The following is a 22514-nucleotide window of genomic DNA, read 5'->3' on the forward strand; positions in this document are numbered from 1 at the left end:
GTTTCGCTCTGCACAACATCCAGGAGGGTAAGGAGTACATGAACATGTCCACAAGAGGTCTGAACCAAGAGGTCTGAACCAATTGATCACGCACGAAGACCCCCGGAGTGTGCGCGGGCACACTCCGGGGGCCTTCGGGATGGTCTGTGCGGGGCGGCCGCTACTTCTTGTCGCCGCCCTTGCCGCCGCCCTTGCCCTCGTCCCCGCCGCCGTTCATGGACTCGTAGATCTCCTTGCACATGGGACAGACGGGATACTTCTTCGGGTCGCGGCCCGGCACCCAGACCTTGCCGCACAGCGCCACGACGGGGGTGCCGTCGAGGGCGCTCGCCATGATCTTGTCCTTCTGGACGTAATGCGCGAAGCGCTCGTGATCGCCGTCGCCGTGGGACGTCTGCGGCGCCGGCTCGACGAGGGTTCCCGTACCTGTCCCGCGCTCGGGCTCGAGAGTGCTCATAACCGCCAAGGGTACTGAAGCTCACACGCTTCAGTTGAGCGACGGGTCCTCCGGATACGTCGCCACCATGGCCAGGTCGCCCCGCTGGCGGCGCAGGACCTCGCGCCAGAGCTTCTCGGGCAACGGCGAGGAGACGTCGCCGGGCTCGGACTCGACCACGTACCAGGCACCCTCCGCCAGTTCGTCCTCCAACTGGCCGGGCCCCCAGCCCGCGTACCCGGCGAAGATCCGCAGGGCGCCCACCGCGGACGCCAGCAGCTCCGGCGGTGCCTCCAGGTCCACCAGGCCGATCGCGCCGTGCACCCGGCGCCAGCCCAGCGGCGCCCGCTCGCCGGACGCCCCGCCGGGGACGACGGCGACGCCGAGGGCCGAGTCCAGCGAGACCGGGCCGCCCTGGAAGACGACGCCCGGTTCGCCGGCCAGGTCGGCCCAGTCCTCCAGGATGTCGCCCACGTCGACCGGGGTGGGACGGTTGAGGACGACACCGAGGGAGCCCTCCTCGTCGTGGTCGAGGAGCAGCACCACGGCACGCTCAAAGTTCGGGTCCGCCAGGGCGGGCGTGGCCACGAGCAGCCGCCCCGTGAGCGAGGACACCTCGGTCATGCCAGACATGATCCCGCATGTTCGCCCGTCGTGGGGCGGCAATCGGCGGCACGGGGTGAACACACCCCCCGCGCACGCTCCGGGGCCGTGACCCCCCGTGTGCGCCGGTGAACACCGCGTGTTGTGACAAATCCATGACGTCGCCGGACCGTGCGGAGGCGCACTGAAGGGGGGTACAAGACGATTACCCTTTCCCTTCTGGCCCCTGCCCAACCCCACGGAACGCGAGATTCATGACCGTCAACGGCGCTGATGACGTACTGCTTGTCCACGGCGGAACCCCGCTGGAGGGCGAGATCCGGGTCCGCGGTGCGAAGAACCTCGTGCCGAAGGCAATGGTGGCCGCTCTGCTGGGCAGTGCGCCGAGCCGGCTGCGCAACGTGCCGGACATCCGCGATGTGCGGGTCGTACGCGGACTGCTGCAACTGCACGGGGTGACCGTCCGTCCGGGCGGGGAGCCCGGCGAGCTGGTGATGGACCCCTCCCACGTGGAGAGCGCGAACGTCGCCGACATCGATGCCCACGCGGGCTCGTCGCGCATCCCGATCCTGTTCTGCGGCCCGCTGCTGCACCGGCTCGGGCACGCCTTCATCCCGGGTCTGGGCGGCTGCGACATCGGCGGGCGGCCCATCGACTTCCACTTCGAGGTGCTGCGGCAGTTCGGCGCGACGATCGAGAAGCGGGCGGACGGCCAGTACCTGGAGGCCCCGCAGCGGCTGCGCGGTACGAAGATCAACCTGCCGTACCCGTCCGTCGGCGCGACCGAGCAGGTCCTGCTGACCGCGGTGCTCGCCGAGGGCGTCACGGAGCTGTCCAACGCGGCCGTGGAGCCGGAGATCGAGGACCTGATCTGCGTTCTGCAGAAAATGGGCGCGATCATCGCGATGGACACCGACCGCACGATCCGCGTCACCGGTGTGGACGAGCTGGGCGGCTACACCCACCGCGCCCTCTCGGACCGCCTGGAGGCCGCCTCCTGGGCCTCGGCGGCGCTGGCGACCGAGGGCAACGTCTACGTCCGGGGCGCCCAGCAGCGCTCGATGATGACGTTCCTCAACACCTTCCGGAAGGTGGGCGGCGCCTTCGAGATCGAGGACGAGGGCATCCGCTTCTGGCATCCGGGCGGCCGGCTGAAGTCCATCGCCCTGGAGACGGACGTGCACCCCGGCTTCCAGACGGACTGGCAGCAGCCCCTGGTGGTCGCCCTGACGCAGGCCACGGGGCTGTCCATCGTCCACGAGACGGTCTACGAGTCCCGTCTCGGCTTCACCTCGGCGCTCAACCAGATGGGCGCCCACATCCAGCTCTACCGCGAGTGCCTCGGCGGCTCCCACTGCCGCTTCGGCCAGCGCAACTTCCTCCACTCGGCCGTCGTCTCGGGACCGACCAAGCTGGAGGGCGCCGACCTGGTCATCCCCGACCTGCGCGGCGGCTTCTCGTACCTCATCGCCGCCCTCGCGGCCCAGGGCACGTCCCGGGTCCACGGCATCGACCTGATCAACCGGGGCTACGAGAACTTCATGGAGAAGCTCGTGGAGCTGGGCGCGAAGGTGGAACTCCCGGGCAAGGCTCTGGGCTGACGACAGCACACACGCCGATGGGGCGGTCACCCGAACCCGGGTGACCGCCCCATCGGCGTTGAGTTGAGCGCCCGCGACAGGGGCGCGGGGCTGTATCGACTTGCGGCTCCGCCGCGCGGGCGCGACCAGCCACAACCGGCCCGCGGCCATACGACGACCCGCAGCCCCGCAGTCCCCCGGCGCTAAAAGCGGAGCGCTTACTTACCCTTGGCGGCTTCCTTGAGCTTCGAGCCCGCCGAGACCTTGACGCTGTAGCCGGCCGGGATCTGGATCGGCTCGCCGGTCTGCGGGTTCCGGGCGGTGCGAGCGGCACGGTGGGTGCGCTCGAAGGTCAGGAAGCCGGGGATGGTGACCTTCTCGTCACCCTTGGAGACGATGTCACCGACAACCTCGGCGAACGCGGCCAGAACGGCGTCGGCGTCCTTGCGGGTCACCTCGGCGCGGTCGGCCAGCGCGGCCACCAGCTCACTGCGGTTCATGTTGTTACTCCCGTGTTCTACTTGCCGTTGAGGCGTGCCACGCGGCGGAGCCGCATGTTGGGCACAGCGATGCCGATGCTGCCAGGGTCCTCGGACACTCCCCGGACCCGGGTCGGTCGTCAGACCCTCGCGCCCAGGGAGGCATCCTGCCTCCACCTGCGGCGGTAAAGCCAATCCGGCACCCCCAGGAGTCGTGAGAACACCCGTGGGAGTCACACGCCGAGAGGGCCTGAGCCTTGCGCAACCCTAGAGGGCGATCCGAGGCCCGACATCCCGCGACGCGCCGGTGGAGCGGCCCGCCGTGGTGATCCTCACCACCACGCCACAGGCCGCCTTCCCCCGCCGGAGGAACCTACGCCACCACTCCGGCGGCCTTCGCCGCCTCCCGCACGGCGCCCGCGACGGCACCGGCGACCTTGTCGTTGAAGACGCTGGGAATGACGTAGTTCGGGTTGATCTCGTCCTCGGTCACGACGTCCGCGAGGGCGTGCGCGGCGGCCAGCATCATCTCGGTGTTGACCGTGCGGGACTGGGCGTCCAGCAGTCCGCGGAAGACGCCCGGGAAGACCAGCACGTTGTTGATCTGGTTCGGGAAGTCCGAGCGGCCGGTGGCGACGACCGCCGCCGTCTCGCGGGCGATGGCGGGGTCGACCTCGGGGTCGGGGTTCGCGAGCGCGAACACGATCGCGCCCTCGGCCATGGCGGCCACGTCGTCGCCGTCGAGGACGTTGGGGGCGGAGACGCCGATGAAGACGTCCGCGCCGTGCACGGCCTCCTTGAGGGTGCCGGTGAGGCCCTCGGGGTTGGTGTTGTCGGCGATCCAGCGCAGGGCCGACTCGGGCGCGGCGTCCACCAGGTCGGCGCGGCCCGCGTGCACGACGCCGTGGATGTCGGCGACGACGGCGTTCTTGAGGCCCGCGGCGAGCAGTAGCTTGAGGATGGCCGTACCGGCCGCGCCGGCGCCGGACATGACGACCCGTACGTTCTCGATGCCCTTGCCGACGACGCGCAGCGCGTTGGTCAGCGCGGCGAGGACGACGATCGCGGTGCCGTGCTGGTCGTCGTGGAAGACGGGGATGTCGAGGGCCTCGCGCAGCCGGGCCTCGATCTCGAAGCAGCGGGGGGCGGAGATGTCCTCGAGGTTGATACCGGCGAAGCCCGGGGCGATGGCCTTGACGATCTCGACGATCGCGTCGGTGTCCTGGGTGTCCAGGCAGAGCGGCCAGGCGTCGATGCCGGCGAACCGCTTGAACAGGGCCGCCTTGCCCTCCATGACCGGCAGCGCGGCCTTGGGGCCGATGTTTCCGAGGCCCAGCACCGCCGAGCCGTCGGTCACGACCGCAACGGAGTTGCGCTTGATGGTGAGGCGGCGGGCGTCCTCGGGGTTCTCGGCGATCGCCATGCAGACGCGGGCCACGCCGGGCGTGTAGACCATGGACAGGTCGTCGCGGTTGCGGATGGGGTGCTTGGACTGCATCTCGATCTTGCCGCCGAGGTGCATGAGGAAGGTACGGTCGGAGACCTTGCCCAGGCTGACGCCCTCGATGCCCCGAAGCTGCTCCACGATCTCGTCGGCGTGGGAGGTCGAGCCGGCCGCGATGGTGACGTCGATCCGGAGCTTGTCGTGGCCGGAGGCCGTGACGTCGAGGCCGGTGACGGAGCCGCCGGCTGCCTCCACAGCGGTGGTGAGCTGCGAGACTGCGGTTCCCCCCGCGGGCACCTCCAGTCGGACCGTCATCGAGTAGGAGACGCTGGGCGCCGTTGCCATGGCCGACTTCCTCTGCTTTCACCTGTAACCGGGTTGTGCCGTCCGATCGTCGCACCTACCACTGAGTACGCGGTAGCCGCCCCGGATTGCGAACTTTTTGTTCGCACCGCTTTCGGAAAACGACTTCCACCATACGAGAAATTGCCCGTCGGGGGAAGGGGCCGCCGGAGGGGCAGACCGGAAGCGGTGGAGAGGTCGGCGAAGGAACCCGCGGGACGGGAATTGTCTTGCGGGGATCGTTTGTTACCTTGGACGTGGCACCGGCTCGATCCAAGCCCCCGGGCCCAACCTTCGTCGCTACGAGCGACCACTTGCCGCGAGGCGAGCATGGCGGGTCGGTGCCACTTAAACGAAGTGCACGAAGAAGCGAAGACGTGAGGCCCGCGCCGCTCGACGGCGTGGGCCTCTCGCACGTTCTGGACCGGCGCCTCAGTCGCGCAGCAGGTCCGGCACCCCCGCCGCGTCCGGCTCGTCCCGCTCGCACGAGACGACGGTGAGCTGCTGGGTGGCCCGGGTCAGGGCGACGTACAGCACGCGCAGTCCGGCGGGCGACTCGTCGGCGATCTCGGCCGGGGAGACGACCACCGTGGCGTCGTACTCCAGGCCCTTCGCCTCCAGGCTGCCCAGCGCCACCACGCGGTCGCCCAGTCCCGCCAGCCAGCGCCTGGCCTCCTCGCGCCGGTTCATGGCGACCACGACGCCGACGGTGCCGTCCACGAGGTCCAGCAGCCGGGCGGCCTCCGCCCGGACCGTCCGGGCGAGGGAGTCCCGCACCACCGCGAAGCGCGGCTCCACACCGGTCGAACGCACGGCCGACGGGGACTGCGAGCCGGGCATGGCGAGGGCGAGGACCTTCGCCGCCAGTTCGGCGATCTCGGCCGGGTTGCGGTAGTTGACGGTCAGCTCGAAGCGGCGGCGCGGGCGGGTGCCCAGGGCCTCGTCACGGGCCTGCGCCGCCTCGTCGGGGTCGGACCAGGAGGACTGGGCCGGGTCGCCGACGACGGTCCAGGTGGCGTGCCTGCCGCGGCGGCCGACCATCCGCCACTGCATGGGGGTGAGGTCCTGCGCCTCGTCCACGATGACGTGCGCGTACTCGGTGCGTTCCTGCGCGAGGCGCTCGGCGCGCTCCCACTGGGTCTCCTCGCGCTGCGGCATCAGCTCGTCCAGCCCGGTGAGCTGGTCCAGCGGGTCCGCCTCGCGCCGCTTGCGGGGGCGGGCCGGGGTGCCGACGATCGCCTGGAGCTCGTCGAGCAGCGCGATGTCGTGCACGGAGTAGCCCTCGCGCCGCAGCGAACGGGCCACCTTGCGCACCTCTCCGGGGTTGAGCACGCGCCGGGCCCAGCGGCCCAGGCGGCGCTCGTCCGCCATGGCCGTCAGCACGGCGCGCGGGGTCAGCTCGGGCCACCAGGCGTCGAGGAAGGCGATGAAGGGGTCCTCGGCGCTGACGTCCTCGTCGAAGGAGGAGCGCAGCTCGGCGGCCAGCTCGGGGTCGGTGTGCCGGGCGCCGGCGCCGGACCTGTCCCACAGGGCGTCCAGGAGCAGCCGGCGGGCGCGGGGGCGCAGCAGGTTGACGGGCGCGGTGCCGCCGAGGACGGTGCGGCGGATGCCGGCCAGTTCCTCGGCCTCCAGTTCGAGGCGGCGGCCGAGGGCGACGACCCTCAGCAGGGTCGGCGAGTCGGCGGGCTCCAGGGCTCCGCGCGCGGCCCTGCGCAGCACCCTGAGCATCCGCGAGGAGCCCTTGGCGCGGGCGGTGGCCGGGGAGTCGTACAGCGTGGCCCCGGCGCCCGCCGCGTCGTCGGCCAGTGAACCGATCGCGCGGATGGCGACCTGCCCCTCCTCGCCCAGGGAGGGCAGCACGCCCTCGGTGTACGCCACGAGCAGCGGGGTGGGCGAGACGATCAGGATGCCGCCCGCGTACCGGCGCCGGTCCTGGTAGAGCAGGTACGCCGCCCGGTGCAGCGCGACGGCGGTCTTGCCGGTGCCTGGGCCACCCTCGACGTAGGTCACGGAGGCGGCGGGGGCGCGGATCACCCGGTCCTGCTCGGCCTGGATGGAGGCCACGATGTCACGCATGGAGTGCGTACGGGCCTGGCCGAGGGCGGCCATCAGGGCGCCGTCGCCGACGACGGCCAGCTCCTCGCCGTCCAGGCGGGCGGTGACCTCGGGCCGCATGAGGTCGTCCTCGACGCCGAGGACGCGCCGCCCCTTGGAGCGGATCACCCGGCGGCGCACGACCCGGCCCGGGTCGACCGGCGTGGAGCGGTAGAAGGGCGCCGCGGCGGGCGCCCGCCAGTCGATGACCAGCGGGGCGTAGTCCTCGTCCAGGACGCCGATGCGGCCGATGTGCAGGGTCTCGGCGATGTCGGCGGTGTGGTCGGGTCCGAGGGCGCCCTCGGCGGGCTCGACCGCCGTGTACGCGCCGTCCGGGCCCTTCCTGCCGTCCTTGCCGGGGAGCAGGTCGATCCGGCCGAACAGGAAGTCCTCGAACTCGTTGTTCAGGCGGTTGAGGTGGATGCCGGCCCGGAAGACCTGCGCGTCGCGCTCGGCCAGCGCGCCGGGCGTGCCGACGTGGCCGCGCTGCGCGGCGTCGTGCATGAGGAACTCCGCCTCGTGGATCTTCTCCTCGAGGCGGCGGTACACCCGGTCGAGGTGTGCCTGTTCCACGTCGATCTCTCGGTCCCGTACGGAGTCCTCCCGCGCGGAGTCCTTTCGTACGGAGTCGTGCTCCGAGTCGACCGCTGAATCCTGTTGAGCCTGTGCGGCCACCGGGCCCCCTTCTGACGTGCTGGGCAGCCGTCAAAAATACGCGAAGGGGGCCCCGGAAGCTACGGCGCGCCTGGCGGACGGTCTACGCGTCGACCTCCACCAGCCGCTTCCCGTCGAAGGTCATGACCTCGAAGTGGGCGATCTGGTTGGGTTCGAAGGCGGCGCCGCCGTGCACGTAGAGCGGCTTCTTGGCCTTTTCGGTGGTGGCGTTCGGTATGCCGTAGCCCCACTCGGGGACCGTCCAGGAGGTGAGCGTCTCCCGCTCGCCGTTCTTGCCGACGGCGATCAGGGAGCACTTCTGGGGGCCCTTGAGGTTCTTGAGCTCCAGGACCGTCTCGGTGCCCCAGGCCTTCTTCTCCAGGGCCACGGTGGCGCTGACCTCGGTGGACGGGTCGGTGGCGGTGACCCGGTCCGGCATGGTGGCGAAGGCGGACTCGGCGGGGCTCGCGGCCTGCTGCGACGCCTCGGTCTTGCGGCCGCCGTCGTCACCGCCGCCCCCTCCGCCGCCGCCCGTGGTCGCCACGGCGGCGAACGGGCCGCCGATGATCAGCGCGGCCGCGGTGCCCACCAGGTAGAAGTTGCGGCGGCGTTTGCTCGCGCGGCGTTCGGCGACCTCGTCGACGAGCTTCTCCGACAGGCGCGGTCCCGGCTTGGCGGTGAGCGACTCGGCGATCGCGGGCGTGCCGACACCCGGCAGGTCCGCGAGGGCGGCCATCATCGGCTCCATGCCGGCCAGCTCGTCGAGCTGCTGGGCGCACCATTCGCAGGTGGCGAGGTGGGCCTCGAAGGCCGTCGCCTCCGCGTCGTCGAGGATCCCGAGGGCGTAGGCGCCGACGGTCTCGTGCTCGTTCGGCGCCGGTGATCCCTGCATGGGGACAGAATTACCCGTATCCCCCGCGCCGAATCCCTGAACTCCCCCGTACCCGCTCATCACGCCGTCACCCCCCGCTCCTCGAGTGCCAGCTTCATCGAACGCAGGGCGTAGAACACCCGGGAGCGAACGGTGCCGCTGGGTATGCCCAGTGTCTGCGCCGCCTCATTGACGGTACGCCCCTTGAAGTACGTCTCGACGAGGACCTCCCGGTGGGCCGGGGTCAGGTCGTCGAGCGCGTCCGACAGCGTCATCAGCCACAGCGCCTTGTCGATCTCGTCCTCCGCGGGGATGACCTCCAGCGGCGACGGATCGACCTCCTGCGGCCGGGCCTGCCGGCTGCGGTGGCCGTCGATGACGATGCGCCGGGCGACCGTCACCAGCCAGGGGCGTACCGATCCGGTCGCACGGTTGAGCTGACCGGCGTTCTTCCAGGCACGGATGAGCGTCTCCTGGACGACGTCCTCGGCGCGCTGCCGGTCCCCCGCGACCAGCCGCAGCACGTAGGCCAGCAAGGGGCCGGCGTGCTCGCGGTACAGGGCGCGCATCAGCTCCTCGTCGGGTTCCGAGGACGATTGGGACATGCGATGTCGGGCCCTCGCACCACGTTCATTGGCCACGACGGAATCCTTGCGCACGCCCACCTCCGGTGTCCGGGGGATCCCCCAGTCGGTCGCTCGCCCATTCGGTACGGGCGCGAAGTGCGGCGTGTTCAAAGTGAGATGAGAGTTTTCTCGGGAGCGGCGCGCAGAGCGGGACACGGCGGCACATAACCGCCTCTACCTCTTCACGTTTCTGCCACACCGAGGTCTGTGAAGCTCAGCGGGCGAGCGCGGCGCGGCGGCGGTGCCGGGCGACGCGCTCGCGGTTGCCGCAGATCTCGCTGGAGCACCAGCGTCGGCGGCGGCCGCGGGAGGTGTCCACGTACACGATGGGGCAGTTGTCGCCCTCGCACTGCCTCAGGCTCGCCCGCGCCGCGGGGTCGGTGAGCAGTTCCACGGCGTCCCGGGCGAGGGCGCCGAGCAGCGCCGCGCACTGCGGCGGCCCGGTCAGCTCGCGCACCAGCGCGCCGTCCTCGCCGGGGACCGCACGGGGGGCGGGGGGCGCGGCGCGGGAGAGTTCGTTGACGCGGGCGAGCGCGAGGTCGTACCGGCGGGTGCGGGAGGCCGGCCGGGCGCGGACCAACCTCGCGGTCTCGCCGCGCAGTTCGCGGAAGCCGGTCAGCCAGGCGGTGTCGGCGTGGGCCAGCGGGGTCCCGGGCGGCACGAGTCCGGAGCCGGTGATCCAGGCGCGCAGCGCCTCCAGGGAGTCGAGGCGTTCCACGGGGTGGGTGGTGGCGATGAGGTCCAGACAGATCCGCCCGGTGTCGAACCGCAGCTCGTACGGGTCGGTGGCCGTACCCAATGCCATGTTCCTGTCACCGCCTAGGGCTGGCCCGCCGCAGTGCGGGCTGGAAAGGGGAGCAGGTGGACCGCTCCCTCTACAGTGCCTTCCCGCACTCCCGCCCGGAACCCCTCGTACCGCTCCCACATGGGCGCACGCGTACGCGCCCGCGCTTACGGGGAGGCCCTGGCGTGCCCCGCGCCGCCGCGCCCCGGTGCTGGCGCAGCGGCGCGTCCCGGTGCTGGCGCGCTGCCGCACCGCCGCGTCCCGGTGCCGCCGCGTCCGGGTGCTGCGGCGCCCGGGTGCTGCGGCGCCCTCGTGCCAGCGCGCGCCCGCGTCAGCGTCCCCGTTGCCAGCGCGCCCCCGCGCTGCCGCGCCCCGGTGCTGGCGCGCTGCCGCGCCGCGGTGCTGGCGCGCTGCCGCGCCCCGGTGCTGGCGCGCCGACGCGCCCTGGTGCTGCCGCGTCCCCGTGCTGCGGCGCCCCCCGTGCCAGCGCGCCCCCGCGTCAGCGTCCCCGTTGCCAGCGCGCCCCCGCGCCGCTGCGTCTCCGTGCCGGAGCGCCGCCGCGCCGCCGCGCCGCCGCGCCGCCACGTCCCGGTGCTGCCGCGCCGCCGCGCCGCCGCGCCCTGGTGCTGCCGCGCCCCCGTGCCAGCGCGCCCCGCGCTGCCACGTCCCGGTGCCGCCGCACCGCAGCGTCCCGGTGCTACCGCGTCCCGGTGCCAACGCGTGCCCGTGCTGCCTTGTCCGTGCTGCCTTGTCCCCGTTCGAGCGCGCCCCAGCGCCGCCGCGTCTCCGTGCGAGCGCGCCCCGCGCTGCCGCGCCCCGGTGCCGCCGCACCGCAGCGCCCCCGTGCTGCCCCCGGCCCCCGTTCCAGCGCACCCCAGCGCCGCCGCGTCCCCGTGCCGGCGCGTGCCCGTTTTCAGCGCGCCGCCGTGTGCCCTCAGCCGTCCTCGTGCCCCTCAACCGTCCGTGTACTTGGCGTCCGTGGCCGGGTCCAGGGAGAGGCGGTAGCCGCGTTTGACGACCGTCTGGATCAGTTTCGGGGTGCCGAGGGAGGTGCGCAGGCGTGCCATCGCCGTCTCGACGGCGTGTTCGTCGCGGCCGGTGCCCGGCAGGGCGCGCAGCAGGTCGGCGCGGGGCACGACCCAGCCCGGGCGCCGGGCGAGGGTCCGCAGCAGGGACATGCCCGCGGGGGGTACGGTTCGCAGCTCCCCGTCGACGAGCACCGCGTGGCCGCGGATCTCCAGCCGGTGCCCGGCGACCGGCAGGGCGCGGGCGCGGCCGGGGAGTTCCTGGCACAGCAACTGGACGAGGGGGCCCAGCCGGAAGCGTTCGGGCTGAACCGTGTCGACGCCGTGCGCCTGCAGCGGCACCGCGGTGACCGGGCCGACGCAGGCGGCCAGCACGTCGTGGCCGAACGCGGCGACCAGCTCCGGCAGCAGCCCCCGCTCCTCGGCCCGGCCCAGCAGCGACACCGCGGCGGGCGCGCTGGTGAACGTCACGGCGTCCACGCCCCGCGCCACGGCGGCGTCCAGCAGCCGGTCCACGGGAGAGATGTCCTCCGGCGGCAGCCACCGGTACACGGGCACGCCCACCACCTCCGCGCCGCCCGCCCGCAGCGCCTCCACGAACCCCGGCAGCGGCTCACCGTGCAGTTGTACGGCGATCCGGCGCCCGTCGACGCCCTCCTCCAGGAGCCGGTCGAGAACCTCGGCCATGGACTCCGACACGGGCGACCACCGCTCCGTCAGTCCCGCGGCCCGCACCGCCCCCTTGACCTTGGGCCCGCGCGCCAGCAGCTCCACCTCGCGCAGCCGCTCCAGCAGGGCGTCCCCGAGCCCCCAGCCGTCGGCGGCCTCGACCCACCCGCGGAACCCGATGGCGGTGGTGGCGACGACGACGTCCGGTGCCTGCTCGATGAGCTGCTTGGTCGCGCCCATCAGCTCACTGTCGTCGGCCAGCGGCACGATCCGCAGCGCCGGCGCGTGCTGTACGACGGCACCGCGCCGCTGGAGCAGCGCGCCCAGTTCGTCGGCCCGGCGGGCGGCGGTCACGCCCACGGTGAATCCGGCCAGGGGCCCGTGGTCGGGTCGCTGCCGCTCGTCGTACACGTCGTCCATCGTTCGCCGCGCTCCGATCCGTTCACACCCACGTGCACAGTCACGTGGCGACCGAGCCTGTCAACGCTGCGTGACAGGCTCGGTTCCGCTTCATGTCACCAGTGTTACGTCACACCTCGGCACGGCTGAGCTCGGCCTTCGCCCTGTCCGGGCCCGCCGGGACGTCCGCCGCCCGGAGAGCCGCGCGGGGAAGGTATACCGCCCACGTGAGAGCGAAACACACGGCGTAGAAGGCGAGGAAGGCGACGAAGGCACCGGTGCCCGAGCCGAAGGAGAGGAAGGACTGCCGGAAGGCGAGGTTGATCGCGACGCCGCCGAGCGCGCCCACCGCGCCGATCAGCCCCATGGCGGCACCGGAGAGCCGCCGCCCGTACGCCACGGCGGCCTCCCCCGTCAGTCCCATACCCAGCGCCTTGTTCTGGAAGATCCCCGGGATCATCTTGAACGTCGACCCGTTGCCCAGCCCGCTGAGCACGAACAGCACCACGAACGCGGCCACGAACAGCGCGAGCGACTTCGCCATACCGGCCGCGACGAGTACGGCGGTGGCGGCGGCCATGGCCACGAAGTTCCACAGGGTGATCCGCGCGCCGCCGTACCGGTCGGCGAGCCTGCCGCCCAGCGGACGGATCAGGGAGCCGAGCAGCGGGCCGATGAAGGTCAGGTACGCCGCCTGGAGCGGGGTCCGCCCGAACTGGCTCTGCAGCACCTGCCCGAAGGCGAAGCTGTAGCCGATGAACGAGCCGAACGTGCCGATGTACAGCACGGACATGATCCAGGTGTGGGCGTCGCGGGCGGCGTCCTTGGCGGCCCCGGTGTCGTTCTTCACGGAGGCGAGGTTGTCCATGAAGCGGGCGGCGAGGACGGCGGCCACCAGGATCAGCGGAATGTAGATGCCGAGCAGCACCCGCGGCCCGCCGCTCGCCCCGATGATCGCGAGCGCGGCCAGTTGGACGACCGGCACGCCGATGTTCCCGCCCCCGGCGTTGAGACCGAGCGCCCAGCCCTTCTTCCTGAGCGGGAAGAAGGCGTTGATGTTGGTCATGGAGGAGGCGAAGTTGCCGCCGCCGATCCCGGCCAGCAGCCCGACCAGGAGGAAGGTCGAGAAGGGCGTCCCCGGCTCCATGACGGCGAAGGCCGCGACAGCCGGTACGAGCAGCAGCCCGGCGGAGACGATCGTCCAGTTCCGGCCGCCGAAGACGGCGACGGCGAAGGTGTACGGCACCCGCACGACGGCCCCGACGAGCGTCACCACGGACGTCAGCAGGAACTTGTCGGCCGGTGTCAGCCCGTACTCCGGGCCCATGAAGAGCACCAGGACGGACCACAGCGTCCAGACGGAGAACCCGATGTGCTCGCAGAGCACCGAGAAGAACAGGTTCCGCCGGGCGGTCCGCTCCCCCGTCTCCCGCCAGAAGGTCTCGTCCTCGGGATCCCAGTACTCGATCCAGCGGCCGCCAGGGACTGTCATGACGCCTCCACGGTGCTCCACAGCTCGGTTGCACCGAAGGTAGGGAGGACGCGTTTCGGGCCGGTGGGGCTGTGGATGACCGGAAGGGAACGTCGCTCTCACCCGGCGCGAACGCCGGGTGAGAGATCGCCGTCAGCCCTGCGGGGGCTGGGACTGCCAGTGCGGATTCTGCTGGGGGTACGGCTGGGGGTGCTGCTGCGGGTTCTGCTGGGGGTGACCCTGCGGCGGGTACGGCTGCTGGGCCTGGGGCGGCGCATACGGCTGCGGGGCGTAGGGCTGCTGCGGCTGCTGCGGCGCGTAGGGCTGCTGCGGCTGCTGCGGCGCGTAGGGCTGCTGAGGCTGGGCGTACGGCTGCTGCTGCGGTGGCTGGGCGGCGTACTGGCCGGGGGCCGGCTGTCCGTAGCCGCCGGGCGCGGCGCCGAACGGGTTCCCGTGCCCCGGCAACTGCCCGCCGGGCGGGAGGTACCGCACCCGCCCCGTCTCGTCGGCCATCGGCAGGAACCCGGCGGCCTGCAACCGGGCCGCGAACTTCGCGTTGCGCTTGCGGGTGACGAGGAAGCCGACGCCCAGGGCCGCCATGAGGGCCAGCCAGATGATCCCGGAGAGCACGAAGTCGTCCGACGAACCGCCCTGGCGGTAGGCGAGGGCCACACACGCGACGGTGCCGCCGAGCGCGCCGTAGCCCATGTTCTTCTGGGCGTTCTTGCCCGTGAGGTCGAAGTTGATCCGGGCCTTGAGGAGTTCGAAGGCGTCCGGCACGAGCGGCGGCAGCGACACGCCGTCGCCGGCGTTCGGGTACTGCGCCCAGTTCTGCGCGGCCCGGGTGCGGGCCTGCGGGCTCGGGTCGGGGACGAGCAGCATGGTGAGCGCGGCATTGTTCCCCCCGCTCTGGCGCACGTCGGCGTACTCGTACCCGAACTGCTGGGCGACGAAGGCCAGCTTGGCGAGCTTCTTCACCGAAGACATCCGGCTGGTGAGCTGGACCGGCTCCCCGCTCGCCATCAACCGCAGCATCTTCTGCGTCTGCCGCTTACTCATCCCGCCTGCTCCCCCTGACCGGCTCACGCCACGCCACCCTGTTCACTTGCGCAACCGGGGCAGTCTCGCACGCCCACCCACGTCGATCCAGAGCGGCTTCCCGGCCCCGGCTGCCGATGCCTACCGGCAGATCCGCAACGGCAACGCACCCCGCTTCGATCCCGTGACGGATCCGTGTCCGTGTCCGGATCCGGCACCGAGATCATCGGCCGAGCCGCGCGTCGGCGCCCTGGCGTCAGCCCCGGTGCGCCCCCGTGCTCGGTCGGGGCCGCTTGCTCGTGCTTCCGTTCGGCCAGAGTCTCGGTTTGCGCTTCGCCGCCAGGTCCTCGATCCAACCGACCGCCAGGATCACCAGACCGATGAGGGGCCAGACGAGGGAGAACATCCACAGCGTGTACGAGCCGTCGAGGGCGCCGACCGCCCGCTCGCCCTGCATGAAGGGGAGTCTGTAGGCGAGGTCGATGATCGGAACCGTCGCCATGATCAGCAGGTTGTGCCACAGGTAGATGGTGACCGCGCGGTTGTTGGAGAGCGTGATCAGCCTGTCCCAGTTGGCCAGTCGGCCCGGGAGTTCCTGCCACGACGGGGAGTACTGGAGCAGGATCACGACGAATCCGAACGACCAGGTGGCCTGGGCGAGCGGGATGTCGTTGAGGTCCCAGCCGTCGGGGCCCAGGTGATTCGAGGCCCACCACAGGCCGAAGGCCATCACCAGAGAGGCGCTGGAGACCGAGACGTAACGCGGGATCTGCTTCAGCAGACCCTCGTGGTGGGCGAAGCCCAGGACCCAGCAACTGCCGTAGACCGCGAAGTCGGTGACGGCGTTGCCGGTTTCGCCGGGGATCTTCACCAGGTCCGTGCCGACGAGCACCGTCAGGCCCAGCGGTGCGAGCAGCGTCGGCCAGGGGGCCTTGCGGAACAGCCACAGCAGCAGCGGGGAGGCGACGACGAACCAGAGGTAGGCACGCAGGTACCACAGCGGTCCCGCGGCCTGCACGGCCCAGGTGTCCTCCAGCAGTCCGGACTTGGAGCCGACGTGCCAGGGGTAGGGCGGGGCGCCGATCGGGACGATGTAGTTGAACAGCTCGATCAGGCCCCAGGTGCCGCCGTGATCCGGATCGTCGGACGGGTTCCAGCCGTTCACGAACATCATCGTCAGCACCAGCACTCCGAACGCCCACATCGGCGGCAGGAGACGACGCACGCGCCCGCGGATCACGCTCATCGCCGGGCGCTTCAGCGAACGCGCCATCAGTGAGCCCGCCAGTGCGAACATCACGCCCATCGACGGGAACAGCACCGACAGCCAGGCCCAGCCGAAGAGGTGGTACACCACGACGCGGACGAGGGCCACGGAGCGCAGCAGGTCCAGGTAGCGGTCGCGCCCCGGCCTGCCGACCGCCGGCGCGGGAGCTGGCGCGAGCGCGGGAGCGGGAGTCGCGGTGCGCTGCTGCGGGACCGCGTACGGTGTCGGCGCGGCCCCGTTCGGGTCCCCCGCGTACGCGGAGTCGTAGGGACGGGTGGGCTCCGGGTTCGTACCGGTACCCGTTGTGTGTCCGCGCGTCATGCCACGGGCCTCCGATCATGGCTGCTCCGCCCACGCTGTTGCGGCGCGGAGCCGCCGGGCGCTCCGACCGCGCCGGTGCGCCGGAGCTTCTGCCAGCGCAGGCGGCCGCCGGTGAGCGCGGTGATCCAGGACTGGAGCAGCACGACGTACATGAGCTGGCGGTAGAGGATCTGCTGCAGCGGCAGCGAGATCAGGTGGGTCATGCGTTCCCGGTCGAGCCGGAAGGCGAAGGCCGCGCACACCGCCTGGATGGCCAGGACGCCCAGCCACGCCACGATCGTCTTCTGCGTCGGGCCGAAGACGATGCCGTAGAGCAGGAAGACGTCGATCAGAGGCGCCAGCAGCGGGGCCACGATCATGAACAGGGAGACGAAGGGCAGGCCCACGCGGCCGAAGCGGCCCGAGGGGCCCTTCTCGATCACCGCGCGGCGGTGCTTCCAGATGGCCTGCATCGTGCCGTACGACCAGCGGTAGCGCTGGGACCAGAGCTGCTGGACGGACTCCGGGGCCTCGGTCCAGGCGCGGGCGTTCTCGGCGTAGACCACCCGCCAGCCGGCGCGGTGCAGCGCCATGGTGACGTCGGTGTCCTCGGCGAGGGTGTCGTCGCTCATGCCGCCGAAGGGCTCCAGGGCGGAGCGGCGGAACGCGCCGACGGCCCCGGGGATCGTCGGCATGCAGCCGAGGATGTCGTACATCCGGCGGTCCAGGTTGAAGCCCATCACGTACTCGATGTGCTGCCAGGCGCCGATGAGGTTGTCCTTGTTGCCGACCTTCGCGTTGCCGGCCACCGCGCCGACCTTCGGGTCGCCGAAGGGCTGGACGAGTTCGCGGACGGTGGAGGGTTCGAAGACGGTGTCGCCGTCCATCATCACGACGAGGTCGTAACGGGCGTTGGCGAGCCCCCGGTTGAGCGCGGCCGGCTTGCCCGCGTTGAGCTGCCGGATCACCCGGACATGGGGCAGGCCGAGGCCCTCCACGATCCGGGCGGTGCCGTCGCTGGAGCCGTCGTCGATGACGATGACCTCGATCGGGTGGTCGCTCTCCATCAGGGAACGGACCGTGTTCTCGATGCACTTGGCCTCGTTGTACGCCGGGACCAGCACCGTCACCGGTTCGGTGATCGCCTGTCCCCAGCGGAAGCGTTTGCGGCGGACCCGGCGGGCGTGGACGACGGAGAGCAGCAGCATCAGACCGAAGCGGGCGATGACCAGCGTGCCGATGACCGCCAGGCCCACCACCAGGACGTCGGTGAGCTTCTCCGAGGCCTGGACCAGGAAGATCCACGCCTTGCCCTTCCACAGTTCGGCGCCGGTCACCGGGCTCATGGCGCTGGGCGCGTCCAGGGCCTCGGTGAGGTTGTCGAACTCGTAGCCCTTCTTCTTCAGGTCGGGCAGGAACCGGTCCAGGGCCTGCACGGTCTGGTGGCGGTCGCCGCCGGAGTCGTGCATCAGGACGATGGCGCCCTTGCCGCCGTGCGGCGTGGCGCGACGGATGATCTCGTCGACGCCGGGCTTCTTCCAGTCCTCGCTGTCCGTGTTGTTGACGACGACGAGGTAGCCGCGGCTGCCGATGTACTCGGTGACCGGCCAGGACTTGTCGTCCATGGCGTCGGCGAAGGAGGAGTACGGCGGACGGAACAGCGAGGTGCGCACACCGGCCGCGCCGGTGATCGCCAGTTGGTTCTGCGACAGCTCCCAGTCGATGCGCTTCTTGGACTGGAAGGAGAGGTCGGGGTGGTTGAAGGTGTGCAGTCCCACCTCGTGGCCCTCGTCGACCATGCGCTGGACGAGGTCCGGGTAGCGGGAGGCCATGGTGCCGGTGACGAAGAAGACCGCATGCGCGTCGTACTTCTTCAGCACGTCCAGCACCTTCGGGGTCCAGGTCGGGTCCGGGCCGTCGTCGAAGGTGAGGACGAGCCGGTGGTCGGGCACGCTCAGGCTCTCGGTGCGGCCGCCGCGGACGTCGATGACCGGGCCGCCCTCGAGGATCTTCTCGGGTACGTGGGTGGTCGGCGCGGGCGGCTGGACGCGGTGGTCGGCGAGGATCTCGCTGTGTACGTATCCGCGCAGCATGAGCATCGCCACCAGGGCGACCAGCACGAGCAGCGGAAGCAGCAGACGCAGGGGCAGGCGACGGCGGGAGCCCTCACGGGCGCTGCGCGCGGCCCCGTGACGGCGGGTGCGGGATGCCATCAGAGGGTGTTCTCCGGGGCCAGGGAAAGGGGAGCGGAAGAGGAACCGGAAGAGGAAGCGGACGTGGTGGTGTCGCCCGGGTCGGCGGCGACGACGACGGGCGCGCCGGCGGGCCCCGCGACGGCGTCGGGGTCACTCGCTCCGTTGGCGTTGGTGCCGCCGTCACCGGGTGCGGTGCTGGTGCCGCCCGTGGGCTCGGTCGGGTCGGTCGTGGTCTCGCCGCCGCCCGCCGGTTGTGACGGGTCGGTGGTGGCGGGCGGCGGTGCCTGCGTCGACTCCGACGTGCCCGGCTCGGTCGCGCCGCCGCCGCCCGGTTTCGGGTCGGTGCCGGGCGCCGACGACTGGGGGTCGGCGCTCGTGCCGGGCTGCCCGGTGGCTCCGCCGGTCACGCCGGACGTACCGGAGGCGGGCGCCTCGACGCCCGGTTCGGTCGTCACGCCGGCGTCGGCCGAGGGGCTGGTCTGCGGGGCGCCGGTGCCGGTGCCGGAGGGCTGCGCCGACTGCGAGGGCAGCGGGGTGGGGTCGACCTGGCCGGCCGGCTCGCCCTCCTCCTGGCCCGGTACGGGCATCCAGGGCGCGTCGGAGTTGCCGGAGAGCAGCGTGGAGACGATGACGACGGCGTAGATCGCGCAGGCGATGCCGACGAGGATGCCGAGGCGGCGGTACAGGCGGTTGCGGCGGCCCGACGAGTCGACGAAGACGGGTCCGTCGGAGCCCTCCGGGCCGCTCTTGCGGTGTCCGCCGTCGGCCCGCAGGAGCACGCCGTCGCCGAGGTGGACGGCGTCGAGCTGGACCGTCACCTCGTGCGGATCGTGGGTGTGACCACTGGCGCCGGGATCGGCATCGGCGTCGGCGTCGGCGTTGGCACCGGCACCGGCGGGGTCGTCCGTGCCCGGGGTCTCCTGCCAGGGGTCGCGGAGTGCGGCGGTGGCGGGGCCGGCCGGGGGGAGGACGTCCGTCCGGTCGATGTCCGCGCCGGTTCGGAGGCCCTGGCCGACATCGGTGGCCGGGGTGGCGTCGGAGGCCTTGCCGAACGGGTTGGCCCTGGTGGGATCGATCCTCGTGGGGTCGGTCCCGATGGCCGGGCGGGTCTCACCGGGGTTGGCGCGGTTCGGGAGGGCGTGGTTCGGGGCGGCCGCGTTGCGGTCCGGTCTCTTGGGGTTCGATCCAGTCGGGTTCGATCCGTTGGGGTTCGATCCGCTGGGGTTCGCCCCGGCCGGTTCGGTTCTGCCCCAGGTTATCCGTCCCTGGCCCACCGGGCTCCGGTCTGTCCGGGCTCGGTCCCGGTCCCGGTTCCCTATTCGGGAGCCGAGGATCTCCGTCTCGTCGGCACCGGAACGTCCGAACCACCCCGAGCCCGACGCGGATCCGCTGGACCCGCCGGGCGGCGTCGCGGTCATCGGAGGTTCCCCTGCTGACGGGAAGGGCCGGTTCGCCGGCAGCACCTCGGTGGCGTCAGCATTCTGTCCTGCCTCCGAGTGATCACGACCCCCGGACGCGACCTTGGGCCACTCCGGTTGGGCGTCTTCTTGCCATTTCTTCACGCGCGCGCACTTCCCCCCAAGGAACACTTCCGGGTGCGCACACGACTCCGAGCACCCGTCGGCCGAACCGGCCCCCACCAGGTTCGAGCGCCCCCTGTATCACACCGTGCTCAGGCAGAGAATGTAGCGCACGCGGAGGATGTGTGGTGGCCGCGTGTCAGTTGTGGACGGACATCACAGTCGCGTCGGCGGCCGGAATCCATCCTTCGACAGGGGCCTGGAGCCAGCACTTTTCGGCCGCGACCTGCGCCGCCGCCCGGCGCAGCGCGTCGAGTGCCGGATGCGCCAGTCCCTTTCGCCAGACCAGTGACACGGGCGACAGCGGCACGGGGCCGACGAGGGGGCGCACCACGGTCGCGGCCATGGCCGGAAAGCTCACCACGGCGAGGATCGGGTTGCGCGTCTTGTCCATGATGCGCTGGAACTCCTCCTCGCCGATCGCCAGCGGAGCGGGTGGCGCCACGTCGATGCCGCGCCCCTCGAACAGGCGGTGCGCGAGGTCGGTCCACTCCGGCGTGCGCGGGTTGCCCGCCCCGGCGTACACGGTCTCCCCGGCGAGTGCGGAGAGCGGTACCTCCGCCAGCTCGGCCAGCGGGTGGTCCTCGGGCAGGACGACCGCCATGGGCTCGTAGCGCACCGGCTGGTGGCGGAGTCCGGCCCGCAGCGCCGGGGGGAGCCCGGCGAACCGGCCGAAGGAGGCGTCGAGGCGGCCGGCGAGCAGTTCGCCCGCGGCATGGGTCAGTCCGCTCTCGTAACGCGCGATCAGCTCCTGCTCGGGCGCGAGCGAGCGGGCCCGTTCCAGGACCAGGCGGCCGGTGACCAGCCCCGGGGAGTTGAGGTCGACCAGCAGCGGCCGGGCCTGTCCGAAGGCGGCGAGCAGGTCGTCCTGCGCCTGGAGGACCCGGCGGGCGTACGGCAGCAGCCGCTCACCGTCGGCCGTCGGCGTCACCTGCCGAGTGGTCCGGACGAACAGCTCGGCGCCCAACTCCCGCTCCAGGCGCCGGACGTCCCTGCTGAGCGCCTGCTGGGCGACATAGAGACGGGCGGCGGCGCGGGTGAAGTGCAGCTCCTCGGCGACGACGACGAAGGCGCGCAGGAGGCGGGGGTCGAGGTGGGCGGGTGCGGGCATCCGGCGAATTTACAACGGGGGTGCGTGAATGGCCACGGAGAAGGTGTTGGACCCCCTGATCGTCTCCGGGCGACGGTGGGCACATGCCGCAACGGACCCCCGCGCACTCGTCCCATCTATCCCACCCGCCCCATCCGTCTCGCCCGTCCTGTCCGTCCTGCCCGTCTCCGCCCACCACCGTCTTCGCCGTCACCGCCGACACTCTGGTCGCCGCCGACTTCGGCCCCCGCACCGGGCGCCGGCCGCCGGGACCGTACCGGCGTCTGCTCTCCATACCCGGCGCCCGAGCGTTCACGATCGGGAATCTCATGGCCCGGCTGCCCATGGGCATGTTCAGTGTGAGCGCGGTCGTGATGATCGCCGGCACTCGTGGTTCGTACGCCCTCGCCGGCGCCGTCACCGCGACGGGGCTGGCGGCGACGGCGCTGGTCGCCCCGTGGACGGCCCGCCTCGTGGACCGGCACGGCCAGGCCAAGGTGGCCGTGCCCGCCACCCTGATCGCCGCGCTGGGCTCCGTCGCCCTGCTGCTGTGCGTGCGGTACGGGGCGCCCGCCTGGACGCTGTTCGCCGCCTACGCCGCCACCGCGACGACACCCAACACCGGCGGCATGGCCCGCGCCCGCTGGGCCCACCTGCTGAAGGACGGGAGGGACAGGAAGGACCGGAAGGACGCCGCCGACGCGCTGCACACCGCGAACTCCTTCGAACAGGCCGCGGACGAGCTGTGCTTCATGTTCGGGCCCGTCCTCGCCGCGTTCCTGTGCACCGCGCTGTTCCCGGAGGCGGGCACGCTCGTCGGCGTGGTGCTGCTGGTGACCGGCATGCTGCTGTTCGCCGCGCAGCGCTCGACCGAGCCGCCGGCCCGTCCACGGCCGGGCGCGAAGGCGCCCCTGCGGGCCCCGGGCATCCCGCCGCTGCTGGTCACGTGCCTGGCGATGGGCGGGGTGTTCGGCGCCATGGAGGTCGTCACGATCGCGTTCGCGGACGCACAGGGACACCGCGCGGCGGCCGGTGTGGTCCTCGCCCTGCAGGCGGCCGGTTCCTGCGCGGCGGGCCTGCTGTACGGCGCGCTCAAGCCGGCCGGTCCCGCCGAGCACCGTCTGCCGTGGTGTGTGGCCGCGATGGCGGCGCTGCTGACGCTGCCGCTGCTCGCGGCGTCCCTCAGCGGCTCACTGCCCCTGCTGGCGCTCACGCTGCTGGTCGCCGGGATGGCGACGGCACCGACGATGGTCACCACGATGACGCTGGTCCAGCACCGCACCCCGGAGGGCCGGCTCAACGAGGGCATGACGCTCGCGGTGACGGGCCTGCTCGGCGGCATCGCCTGCGGCAGCGCGGCGGGCGGCTGGACGGTGGAGCACCTCTCCCCCACCGCCGGCTACGGCGTACCGGTGACGGCGGCCGCGGTGGCACTGCTGCTCACCCTGCTGCCGCCGCCCCGGCGGGACCTCGCGACCGCGTGACGACGACCTGTTCGTCCGGCGTCCGGGCGCCGGCGCCAAAAAAGACGAGGGCGACATGGCTCGCGTTTCCGCGAGCGCATGTC

Annotated in this window: 17 protein-coding genes; 2 read left to right on the plus strand and 15 right to left on the minus strand. The window is 72.1% G+C overall.

Annotation, left to right across the window (positions count from 1 at the left end; all coding sequences use genetic code 11):
• Positions 1-160: 160 nt before the first annotated feature.
• Together KUM40_RS36560 and KUM40_RS36565 are read right to left on the minus strand one after the other, a co-directional pair.
• Entirely contained in the window at positions 161-457 is a 297-nt protein-coding gene (locus KUM40_RS36560) for a DUF3039 domain-containing protein (protein WP_217170624.1), read from the minus strand.
• Between the two features lie 30 nt (positions 458-487).
• On the minus strand, positions 488-1060 hold the full coding sequence (locus KUM40_RS36565; protein WP_217170625.1) for a YqgE/AlgH family protein: 573 nt from the start codon (positions 1058-1060) through the stop codon (positions 488-490).
• Positions 1061-1293: 233 nt separating this feature from the next.
• Between KUM40_RS36565 and murA the strand changes: the two genes are divergently transcribed.
• Complete coding sequence (gene murA, locus KUM40_RS36570; RefSeq protein WP_217170626.1) at positions 1294-2640, plus strand: UDP-N-acetylglucosamine 1-carboxyvinyltransferase; 1347 nt, start codon at positions 1294-1296, stop codon at positions 2638-2640.
• Between the two features lie 197 nt (positions 2641-2837).
• Here the strand turns inward: murA and KUM40_RS36575 are convergent, their stop codons facing one another.
• The 13 genes from KUM40_RS36575 to KUM40_RS36635 form a co-directional block, all read right to left on the minus strand.
• Entirely contained in the window at positions 2838-3119 is a 282-nt protein-coding gene (locus KUM40_RS36575; protein ID WP_003950507.1) for an HU family DNA-binding protein, read from the minus strand.
• Between the two features lie 352 nt (positions 3120-3471).
• Entirely contained in the window at positions 3472-4887 is a 1416-nt protein-coding gene (locus tag KUM40_RS36580; protein ID WP_217170627.1) for an NAD-dependent malic enzyme, read from the minus strand.
• 429 nt (positions 4888-5316) lie between these two features.
• Positions 5317-7653 carry a UvrD-helicase domain-containing protein gene (locus KUM40_RS36585; protein WP_217170628.1) on the minus strand — a complete coding sequence of 779 codons (2337 nt, stop codon included), beginning with the start codon at positions 7651-7653 and terminating at the stop codon, positions 5317-5319.
• 82 nt (positions 7654-7735) lie between these two features.
• Positions 7736-8524, minus strand: a complete 789-nt coding sequence (locus KUM40_RS36590; protein ID WP_217170629.1) for a zf-HC2 domain-containing protein — start codon at positions 8522-8524, stop codon at positions 7736-7738.
• Between the two features lie 59 nt (positions 8525-8583).
• On the minus strand, positions 8584-9108 hold the full coding sequence (locus KUM40_RS36595) for a sigma-70 family RNA polymerase sigma factor (RefSeq protein ID WP_007450155.1): 525 nt from the start codon (positions 9106-9108) through the stop codon (positions 8584-8586).
• Between the two features lie 235 nt (positions 9109-9343).
• Positions 9344-9934: an ABATE domain-containing protein gene (locus KUM40_RS36600; protein ID WP_217170630.1), complete on the minus strand. Its 591-nt coding sequence runs from the start codon at positions 9932-9934 to the stop codon at positions 9344-9346.
• Between the two features lie 932 nt (positions 9935-10866).
• The gene (locus KUM40_RS36605; RefSeq protein WP_254396214.1) at positions 10867-12027 is read right to left on the minus strand and encodes a uroporphyrinogen-III synthase; all 1161 of its coding nucleotides are present in this window, start codon (positions 12025-12027) and stop codon (positions 10867-10869) included.
• A 109-nt stretch (positions 12028-12136) separates the two neighbouring features.
• Entirely contained in the window at positions 12137-13498 is a 1362-nt protein-coding gene (locus KUM40_RS36610; RefSeq protein WP_217170631.1) for a NarK/NasA family nitrate transporter, read from the minus strand.
• A 132-nt stretch (positions 13499-13630) separates the two neighbouring features.
• Positions 13631-14536 carry a hypothetical protein gene (locus tag KUM40_RS36615; protein ID WP_217170632.1) on the minus strand — a complete coding sequence of 302 codons (906 nt, stop codon included), beginning with the start codon at positions 14534-14536 and terminating at the stop codon, positions 13631-13633.
• A 235-nt stretch (positions 14537-14771) separates the two neighbouring features.
• Complete coding sequence (locus tag KUM40_RS36620; RefSeq protein ID WP_217170633.1) at positions 14772-16103, minus strand: acyltransferase; 1332 nt, start codon at positions 16101-16103, stop codon at positions 14772-14774.
• Positions 16100-18295, minus strand: a complete 2196-nt coding sequence (locus tag KUM40_RS36625; RefSeq protein WP_217170634.1) for a polysaccharide deacetylase family protein — start codon at positions 18293-18295, stop codon at positions 16100-16102. The genes KUM40_RS36620 and KUM40_RS36625 overlap by 4 nt, the downstream gene beginning before the upstream one ends.
• Entirely contained in the window at positions 18295-19695 is a 1401-nt protein-coding gene (locus KUM40_RS36630; RefSeq protein ID WP_217170635.1) for a hypothetical protein, read from the minus strand. Before KUM40_RS36630 ends, KUM40_RS36625 begins: the two co-directional genes overlap by 1 nt.
• 301 nt (positions 19696-19996) lie before the next feature.
• Entirely contained in the window at positions 19997-20968 is a 972-nt protein-coding gene (locus KUM40_RS36635) for a LysR family transcriptional regulator (RefSeq protein WP_217170636.1), read from the minus strand.
• An 83-nt stretch (positions 20969-21051) separates the two neighbouring features.
• Here KUM40_RS36635 and KUM40_RS36640 point away from each other — a divergent pair, with 83 nt between their 5' ends.
• Positions 21052-22431, plus strand: coding sequence for an MFS transporter (locus KUM40_RS36640; protein ID WP_254396215.1), 1380 nt, complete (start codon positions 21052-21054; stop codon positions 22429-22431).
• The last annotated feature ends 83 nt before the right edge of the window (positions 22432-22514 follow it).

Origin of the sequence: Streptomyces sp. AC512_CC834 (genome assembly GCF_019049325.1) — a bacterium.
Classification (GTDB): domain Bacteria; phylum Actinomycetota; class Actinomycetes; order Streptomycetales; family Streptomycetaceae; genus Streptomyces.

Excerpts from the sequence above, each read along its gene's own strand:
- KUM40_RS36560 (WP_217170624.1), bottom strand. The coding sequence starts at position 457 with ATGAGCACTCTCGAGCCCGAGCGCGGGACAGGTACGGGAACCCTCGTC.
- KUM40_RS36565 (WP_217170625.1), bottom strand. The coding sequence starts at position 1,060 with ATGACCGAGGTGTCCTCGCTCACGGGGCGGCTGCTCGTGGCCACGCCC.
- murA (WP_217170626.1), top strand. The coding sequence starts at position 1,294 with ATGACCGTCAACGGCGCTGATGACGTACTGCTTGTCCACGGCGGAACC.
- KUM40_RS36575 (WP_003950507.1), bottom strand. The coding sequence starts at position 3,119 with ATGAACCGCAGTGAGCTGGTGGCCGCGCTGGCCGACCGCGCCGAGGTG.
- KUM40_RS36580 (WP_217170627.1), bottom strand. The coding sequence starts at position 4,887 with ATGGCAACGGCGCCCAGCGTCTCCTACTCGATGACGGTCCGACTGGAG.
- KUM40_RS36590 (WP_217170629.1), bottom strand. The coding sequence starts at position 8,524 with ATGCAGGGATCACCGGCGCCGAACGAGCACGAGACCGTCGGCGCCTAC.
- KUM40_RS36595 (WP_007450155.1), bottom strand. The coding sequence starts at position 9,108 with ATGTCCCAATCGTCCTCGGAACCCGACGAGGAGCTGATGCGCGCCCTG.
- KUM40_RS36600 (WP_217170630.1), bottom strand. The coding sequence starts at position 9,934 with ATGGCATTGGGTACGGCCACCGACCCGTACGAGCTGCGGTTCGACACC.
- KUM40_RS36605 (WP_254396214.1), bottom strand. The coding sequence starts at position 12,027 with ATGGACGACGTGTACGACGAGCGGCAGCGACCCGACCACGGGCCCCTG.
- KUM40_RS36610 (WP_217170631.1), bottom strand. The coding sequence starts at position 13,498 with ATGACAGTCCCTGGCGGCCGCTGGATCGAGTACTGGGATCCCGAGGAC.
- KUM40_RS36615 (WP_217170632.1), bottom strand. The coding sequence starts at position 14,536 with ATGAGTAAGCGGCAGACGCAGAAGATGCTGCGGTTGATGGCGAGCGGG.
- KUM40_RS36620 (WP_217170633.1), bottom strand. The coding sequence starts at position 16,103 with ATGACGCGCGGACACACAACGGGTACCGGTACGAACCCGGAGCCCACC.
- KUM40_RS36625 (WP_217170634.1), bottom strand. The coding sequence starts at position 18,295 with ATGGCATCCCGCACCCGCCGTCACGGGGCCGCGCGCAGCGCCCGTGAG.
- KUM40_RS36630 (WP_217170635.1), bottom strand. The coding sequence starts at position 19,695 with ATGACCGCGACGCCGCCCGGCGGGTCCAGCGGATCCGCGTCGGGCTCG.
- KUM40_RS36635 (WP_217170636.1), bottom strand. The coding sequence starts at position 20,968 with ATGCCCGCACCCGCCCACCTCGACCCCCGCCTCCTGCGCGCCTTCGTC.
- KUM40_RS36640 (WP_254396215.1), top strand. The coding sequence starts at position 21,052 with ATGCCGCAACGGACCCCCGCGCACTCGTCCCATCTATCCCACCCGCCC.